Source organism: Micromonospora sp. KC723, from assembly GCF_004348595.1.
Lineage (GTDB): Bacteria > Actinomycetota > Actinomycetes > Mycobacteriales > Micromonosporaceae > Micromonospora.
Genome location: NZ_SMKD01000204.1, coordinates 1 through 7376, shown reverse-complemented (window position 1 = coordinate 7376; position 7376 = coordinate 1). Strand labels below are relative to the sequence as shown.

Here is a 7376-nt window from a genome sequence, read left to right as displayed (position 1 = left end):
CCTTCAGCCACCCCGCTGGCCCGCCACTGGTGACGCTCACATCCGGCTTGCGACCCGCGTGCTCCAGCCGCGCGCCCCCGGCTGAACCCACGCGACCAACAGCGATGCCGGCACCTCGCCGCTGGCTGACACGCTTCCCCGAGACGGCGAGGGCCTGCCGCCCCGCACAACCGACGACCACCCCCGCAGCCCCCTGGAGGCCCCATGTCCTCGCCAATCAGCCGACGCCGCCTGATCCAGGCCGTCGGCGCGACCGCCGTGGTGTCCGCTACCGGCGCCGCCACAGTCGGTGCCGCGCCCGCGACAGCCGCCCTTGCCCCGGCCCGGCCGGACATCGGCGTCTCGGCATTCCCGTTCGACCTCGGGCAGGTCCGGCTGACCTCCAGCCGGTGGCTGGACAACCAGACCCGCACGCTGAACTACCTGCGCTTCGTCGACGTCAACCGGTTGCTGTACAACTTCCGCGCCACCCATCGCCTCTCCACCGGCGGTGCCGCGGCACCCGGCGGCTGGGACGGTCCCACGTTCCCCTTCCGCAGCCACGTACAGGGGCACTTCCTGACCGCCTGGTCGCACGCGTGGGCGGTGCTCGGCGACACGACCTGCCGGGACAAGGCCAACCACATGGTGGCCGAACTCGCCAAGTGCCAGGCCAACAACGCTGCCGCCGGCTTCAACACCGGATACCTCTCCGGGTTCCCCGAGTCCGACTTCACCAGCCTCGAAGCGCGAACGTTGAGCAACGGCAACGTGCCGTACTACTGCATCGACAAAACCCTCGCCGGCCTGCTCGACGTATGGCGTCACATCGGCAACACCCAGGCCCGTGACGTCCTCCTGGCGCTCGCCGGCTGGGTCGACTGGCGCACCAGCCGGTTGACCACGAGCCAGATGCAGGCCACGCTGGCCACTGAGTTCGGCGGCATGAACCTCGTCCTGACCGACCTTTACCAGCAGACCGGCGACGCCCGCTGGCTGACCGCGGCCCAGCGGTTCGACCACGCCGCCGTCTTCGACCCGCTGGCCGCCAACCAGGACCAGCTCGCCGGGCTGCACGCCAACACCCAGGTCCCCAAGTGGGTAGGTGCCGCCCGGGAGTTCAAGGCCACCGGCACCACCCGCTACCGGGACATCGCCAGCAACGCGTGGAACATCACCGTCGACGCGCACACCTACGTCATCGGCGGCAACAGCCAGGCCGAGCACTTCCGGGCCCCCGACGCCATCGCCGCGTACCTGCGCACGGACGCCTGCGAGGCGTGCAACACGTACAACATGCTCAAGCTGACGCGCGAGCTGTGGCTGCTGGACCCGAACCGCGCGGCCTACTTCGACTTCTACGAGCGGGCGCTGCTCAACCACTTGATCGGCCAGCAGAACCCGGCCGACAACCACGGTCACTTCACCTACTTCACACCGCTCAACCCCGGCGGCCGGCGCGGCGTGGGTCCGGCGTGGGGCGGCGGCACCTGGAGCACAGACTACGACTCCTTCTGGTGTTGCCAGGGCACCGGGCTGGAGACCAACACCAAGCTGATGGACTCCATCTACTTCCACAACGGCACGACCCTGACGGTCAACCTGTTCATGCCGTCGGTGCTCAACTGGTCGCAGCGCGGGATCACGGTCACCCAGACCACCTCGTACCCGGTCAGCGACACCACGACCATCACCGTCACGGGCTCGGTCGGCGGGTCATGGACGATGCGGATCCGGATCCCCGCGTGGACGAGCGGGGCGAGCGTCAGCGTCAACGGCACGCCGCAGAACCTCGCCACGACACCGGGCAGCTACGCCAGCCTCACCCGCTCCTGGACCTCCGGGGACGTGGTCACGGTGCGCCTGCCGATGCGCGTCGTCCTGGCCGCCGCCAACGACAACCCGGCGGTGCAGGCGATCACGTACGGCCCGGTGGTGCTGTCGGGCAACTACGGCAACACGACCCTGAGCGCGCTGCCCTCTCTCGACCCCACGTCGATCACCCGGACCAGCACCAGCGCGCTCGCGTTCACCGCCGTCGCCAACGGCTCCCCGGTCAGTCTTGGGCCCTTCCACGACGCCCACGGGCATAACTACACCGTCTACTGGGCCACCGGCGGAGGCGCCGCCAGCTTCCGTCTGGCCAACGCGGCCAGCAACCTGGTGCTCGGCATCAAGGACATGTCCACCGCCGACGGCGGGCTTGCGCTCCAGTGGGGCGACACCGGCACCGCCGACCACGACTGGCAGATCGTGGTCGACGGGACGGCGGTACGGCTGCGCAACGTCAACAGCGGCAAGGTGCTCGGGGTGGAGAACATGTCCACCGCCGACAACGCCCGCATCCTCCAGTGGGCCGACAACGGCACCGCCGACCATCTCTGGACCCTCGTCGACGCGGGCGACGGTTCGCACAAGCTGCGCAACGTGCACACCGGCAAGCTGTTGGCGATCCTGAACGGGTCGACGGCGCAGGGGGCGCAGGCGGTGCAGGACCAGGACAACGGCAGCCGGGACAACCAGTGGCGGTTCATCCCGAACGGGGCCCGCCGGCTCCAGAACCTCAACAGCGGGCTGGTGCTCGGTGTGCAGAACATGTCCACCGCCGACGGCGGGCTGGTCATCCAGTGGGACGACACCGGCACCGCCGACCACCTCTGGACCGCGATCGTGGACACCGACGGCTACCTGCGCCTACGCAACTCCCACAGCGGAAAGGTGCTCGGCGTCGAGAACATGTCGACCGTCAACGGCGCCCGGGTCCTGCAGTGGGCGGACAACGGCACCAACGACCACCGGTGGCGGCTGCGGTACGGCCGCAACGGTCACTTCCGCATCCAGTGCGCCAACGGCGGCCGGGTCCTCGGCGTCACCAACGGGTCGACCTCGGCCGGCGCACAGGTGATCATCTGGGACGACAACGGCAGCGACGGGCACCTCTGGCGGTTCATCTAGTCGCTGCGCCGGACGTGAACGGGCCGCCCGTCGCCGGCCCGTGGTCCGGCCCGGCGACCCGAACCGGAAGCCGAACCCTACCCCGTGACGGCCACGGGGTAGGGTTCGACCGATGTCGACCGCAGTTCGCTCGCCGTGGCCGGCCCTGACCGAGGGCGCGCGAGAGGTGCTGTTGGATCTCCTCGTCCACGGTCCGATGCCGCGTGCCGAGATCGCGGCCCGCCTGCGGATGTCCCGCCCGACCCTCAGCCGCCTCACCGGGACTCTGGTCGCGGTGGGCCTGCTCGGGGAGGGCGGCACCGAGCTGCGTTCGCGAACCGGGCGTCCCTCGGAACTGCTGCACGTTCAGGGCGGGTCGCACCACTTCCTCGGAGTGAAGCTCACCGCCGACCGGCTCTACGCAGCCGTGACCGACCTGACCGGCACGCTGGTGGGTTCGGTCGAGGAGACGTTGGCGTCCACCGAGCCGGACGACGTGGTGGCGCAGGTCGCCGCCGTCGCGACCGGCGTCGGCGACCTGACCGGCCCCGGCGGTCTGACCGGCCTGGGCGTGACGCTGGGCTCAGCCGTGCAGGACGGTGTCGTGCTGGACGCCGGATTCCTGGACTGGCAGGGGGTGCCGCTCGCCTCGGCCCTGACCGCGGCCACTGGCCTGCCGGTCGCCGTGGACAACGATGTACAGGCGCTCACCCTCTGCGAGCACTGGTTCGGCCCGACGGCGGGCGCCGACTCGATGGTGCTGATCACGGTCGGCGCGGGTGTCGGTACCGGAATGGTCTCTGGTGGGCGCCTGGTGCAGGGTGCGCACGGCCGGCCGCCCCGGTTCGGTCACCTCCTGGTCGACCCGACCGGCCCGCGGTGCGGGTACGGCCACCGCGGCTGCGTCTCCAGCTTCCTCATGACCGACATGATCATGCGTCAGCTACCCGGGCGGTCGACCTACGAGGAGGCGGTCGAGCAGGCCCGTTCGGGCCATCCGGAGAGCGAAGCGGTATTCCAGGCCGCCGGCTACGCGCTGGGAGTGCTCATCGGGTACGCGGCCAACATTCTCGACCCGGAGCGGATCCTGCTGACCGGCGAGGGCCTGCCGCTCTACGAGGTGGCCGAGGCCGCGGTGGCCCGGGGGCTCCGGAACACCTACGAGGATGATCCGGCGCTCATCGATCTGACGGCGGTCCCCTTCGACTTCAGCGAGTGGGCCCGCTCGGCTGCCGCGCTGTCGATCCGGGCCACGGTCACCGGCATTCGCTGAGCCGGCGGCGCGTCGGGGCCTGGTCACCCGTGCGGATGACCAGGCCCGAATCGCTCGCGTCAGCTGGCTCGCAGGTCGTCCAGCAGGACGGATCCGCGCGTCACACCGACCCCGTCGGCCTGGTTGACGAAGATGTTGAACTGGGACAGGTTGCGCAGGTCTTCGGGGGTGATGCGCCGGTCCGCGTTCGCGGTGTCCCACGGGGCCGGCCGCCATTGCGAGAACGGGATGGTCAGCTGTACGGGCGTCGTGCCCGCGAGCGACGGGTACGCCTCGTAGGCGACGCCCCCGGCGTTGAGCTGGAGCACGAGCTTGTGGTCCGACCCGTCCGGCGTGAGCCACAGGGACAGACCACCGTAGTCGGACCAGTCGCCCGCCAGCCGCTTGCCGATGCCGGTGTAGGTCTGGAACGTGAAGTCGTAGTCGAACCTGAGTGCCTTGCCGCCGTTCGCGTCGGCGAGTGAGATGGTGTTGGTCCCGTAGGTGCTGTACTCCGACCGCAGCGCGGTGTCGTCGGGGTGGCCCTCGAAGTCGTCCACCACACCCGGCGGCATCGGCGGCCTGGCACCGAGGATGACGCTGTTGGTCAGCTCCAACCGCGCGCGGCCGGGAATGGTGGCTATGACCTTCAGCTGGGTGACGGTGTTGTCGAGGCTCGCCGCCCCGATCTGCCAGGTGCCGGTGTGGTAGCCGCTGGCGGGGTCGTAGCGGAGCGGGTACTGCTTCGCCTTGTCACCCACCGTGTACCACACCCGCGACGCCCTGGCGTTGGAGACCTTGACCCGGATCGTCGTGGTCGGCGTGGTCACCCGCTCCCGGTCAGTGGGAGACACGATGTGCGCCAACGGTTGCTGGGAAACGGCCCTGGTACGGCGGTCGTACACACGGGACAGCTCGCCGGCGAACACGGAGTACGGGTCGTCGTAGAAGGCACGGAAGTCGGCCAGCATCTCGTGCTCGGGCAGGTCGCCGGTCGCCGGGTGAGGCACAAAGAACTGGTCGGCGCCGAAGTTGGCCCAGGTCATCGCGTAGGTCGTGCGCCGGGCGTCCGGATCGGCCTTGATGGCGTCGAAAACCTGGGTGTACCAGTTCAGGTTGCCGTTGCGTCCGTTCGCCTTGAGCGCGCCGCTGATGCCGTACTCGGTGGCGGCCGAGACCTTGCCCTTCTCGTCCGCGATCCGGGCAAGCATGGCCAGGTCGGCGACGACACCGTTGACCCACTGCGGCGAGGCGTCGCTGCCGTCGTAGTTGTCGTAGCCGAGCACGTCGACGAAGTCGTCACCCGGGTAGGTGCGCAGGTAGACGTCGCTGACGCCGCCGTAGGAACCGCCCGGGGAGTAGGCGTACAGGAAGTTGTGCACCTTCCTCGTGTCACGGAGGTACTCGACCGTGTAGCGCCACAACTCGATGTACTGCGACGGTGAGGCGTGCGCGGCCCCCCACCAGAACCAGGATCCGCTGTTCTCGTGGAAGGGGCGGAAGATGACCGGGATCGGCCGGCCGCGGTCGTCGGTGATGGCGTGGGCCAATCGGGCCACCCGGTCGAGGTACTCGCGGAACTCGCCGTTGTGGTCGCCGCCCGGCAGGATCCGTGCCACCACGTCACCGTTGGTGTCACCGTAGTTGCCACCCGTGACGAAGTTGTTCATGTGGGCGCTGATCGTGTTGATGCCGCCCACCCCACCCGGTGGGCCGCCTGGACCAGCTTGACGTAGGTGGCGAACTTCTCTTCCGGCGTGCCGGGCGAGGAGCCGTAACCCTCGTCGCTCATGTCCCATCCGAACACGGCGGGGTAGTCGCCGACGCCGGCGCGCACGTCTGAGCTGACGCCGTCCGCAGCGTCGAAGGTGAGTCCGAACTCCGTAGTCTGCTGGTGTCCGAACAGGACACCCTGGCCACGTTGGGCGCGCAGGTAGGCGAAGAGCGAACGGGTCTCTGGCGTAGCCCGCTCGTCAGCGAGCCGAACGTGCGCGGGCTTCTGCGGTTGGGCGGAGGCCGGCGTGGGTACGGCGGCCGTCAGGGTCGCAACGGCGGCGGTAAGGAGCAGAGCGCCGAGTCGTCTCATTGTCGAGTCCACTTCTGGCCGGCCCGGGGGCTCGACCAAGAGATGATTGCGGGTTGCCGCGGTGTACCGGACGCTCGCATCGGGCGGTGAGTCGCGTCGACGGAACTGCTCCGGTTCGGTGGGTGGGGCCGGGGGCGGTGTGGTGACCGCCCCCGGGGGTCGTCATCTCAGGTTGGGAAGTTCGTCGCGGGTGATGACGTAGCTGTGGTGGTAGACCTGCTGGAACACCGACACCGGGTTCGTCGAGGGTTCGATGAAGCTGCTGTGCCAGGTGTTGAACAGCACCCACTTCGCGCCACTGGACTGCAGCTGGTTGGGGTCCGGGATGCGACCGTTCTCGTGCAGGGCGATCGGGACCGTGCCGCCCACGATGTTGCGGGTGGCGTTGTACAACGAGGTCAACGGCCCCCGGTCGGGCGCGTAGGTGTCCGCGCCACCGACATCGACGTACTGCTTGCCCGGGTAGAACGACGACTGCGGCTCACCGTTGTACGGATGCATCCACACCAGGTGGTGCAGACCTTTCGTCCGGGTCATGTAGTTGAACGTGTACTGCCACAACCGGTTGTACGCCGCACCGCCCTCCTTGCTCCACCAGAACCACGTACCACCCGCCTCGTGGTACGGGCGCCACAGCACCGCACCACCGGCGTCACCGGCCATCTTCAACTGCGCCGCGACCGCGTCCAGGCGCTGCAACAAACGCCGGTTGTCCGCCGTCCCCGGCGTCAGAGCGGCATTGATGTTCGCGTTCATCTGCGAGCCGGCGTAACCATCGGAATCCTGCGCCGGCGACCCCATGTGATACCCGACCATCGGGATACCGCCCGAACGCCACCACGCCGCCGCACGGCTACCGAAGGTCGGCGAGTCACCCATGTCCAGGCCACGGATCGCCGGGTACTTCCCGGTGTTGCGGTAGATGTAGTTGATCTCGTGATCCGGCCCGTCGATCCAGGTCGACTCCTGCTGCCCGGACAAGATGTGGTTGCCGTACTGGCTGTACAGGTAACACAACAACCTACGGGCCGCCGCCGTCGCCTGCGGATCCACCGGCGCCACGTTGCACGCACCGTTGCTCGGCGACGGAGAGACCGGCGGGGTGGAGGGCGCAGGGGTGGAGGG

General features: G+C 69.1%; 5 protein-coding genes. 2 read left to right on the top strand and 3 right to left on the bottom strand.

The genetic code is table 11. The features are described 5' to 3' along the window. Positions 1 to 204 precede the first annotated feature (204 nt). Both E1165_RS27060 and E1165_RS27055 read left to right on the top strand, forming a co-directional pair. Positions 205 to 2934, top strand: a complete 2730-nt coding sequence (locus E1165_RS27060; RefSeq protein WP_132394545.1) for a beta-L-arabinofuranosidase domain-containing protein — start codon at positions 205 to 207, stop codon at positions 2932 to 2934. Between the two features lie 112 nt (positions 2935 to 3046). Beyond that, positions 3047 to 4186, top strand: a complete 1140-nt coding sequence (locus E1165_RS27055; protein WP_207917052.1) for an ROK family transcriptional regulator — start codon at positions 3047 to 3049, stop codon at positions 4184 to 4186. 59 nt (positions 4187 to 4245) lie between these two features. On the opposite strand, the gene E1165_RS30450 is transcribed toward E1165_RS27055, so the two are convergent. The 3 genes from E1165_RS30450 to E1165_RS27040 form a co-directional block, all read right to left on the bottom strand. Continuing rightward, on the bottom strand, positions 4246 to 5835 hold the full coding sequence (locus E1165_RS30450; protein WP_165945337.1) for a glycosyl hydrolase: 1590 nt from the start codon (positions 5833 to 5835) through the stop codon (positions 4246 to 4248). After that, entirely contained in the window at positions 5832 to 6251 is a 420-nt protein-coding gene (locus E1165_RS30445; RefSeq protein WP_132394543.1) for a glycosyl hydrolase, read from the bottom strand. The genes E1165_RS30450 and E1165_RS30445 overlap by 4 nt, the downstream gene beginning before the upstream one ends. A gap of 162 nt (positions 6252 to 6413) precedes the next feature. Further along, positions 6414 to 7376, bottom strand: a 963-nt coding sequence (locus E1165_RS27040; RefSeq protein WP_132394542.1) for a glycosyl hydrolase, incomplete at its 5' end; no start/stop codon positions are given.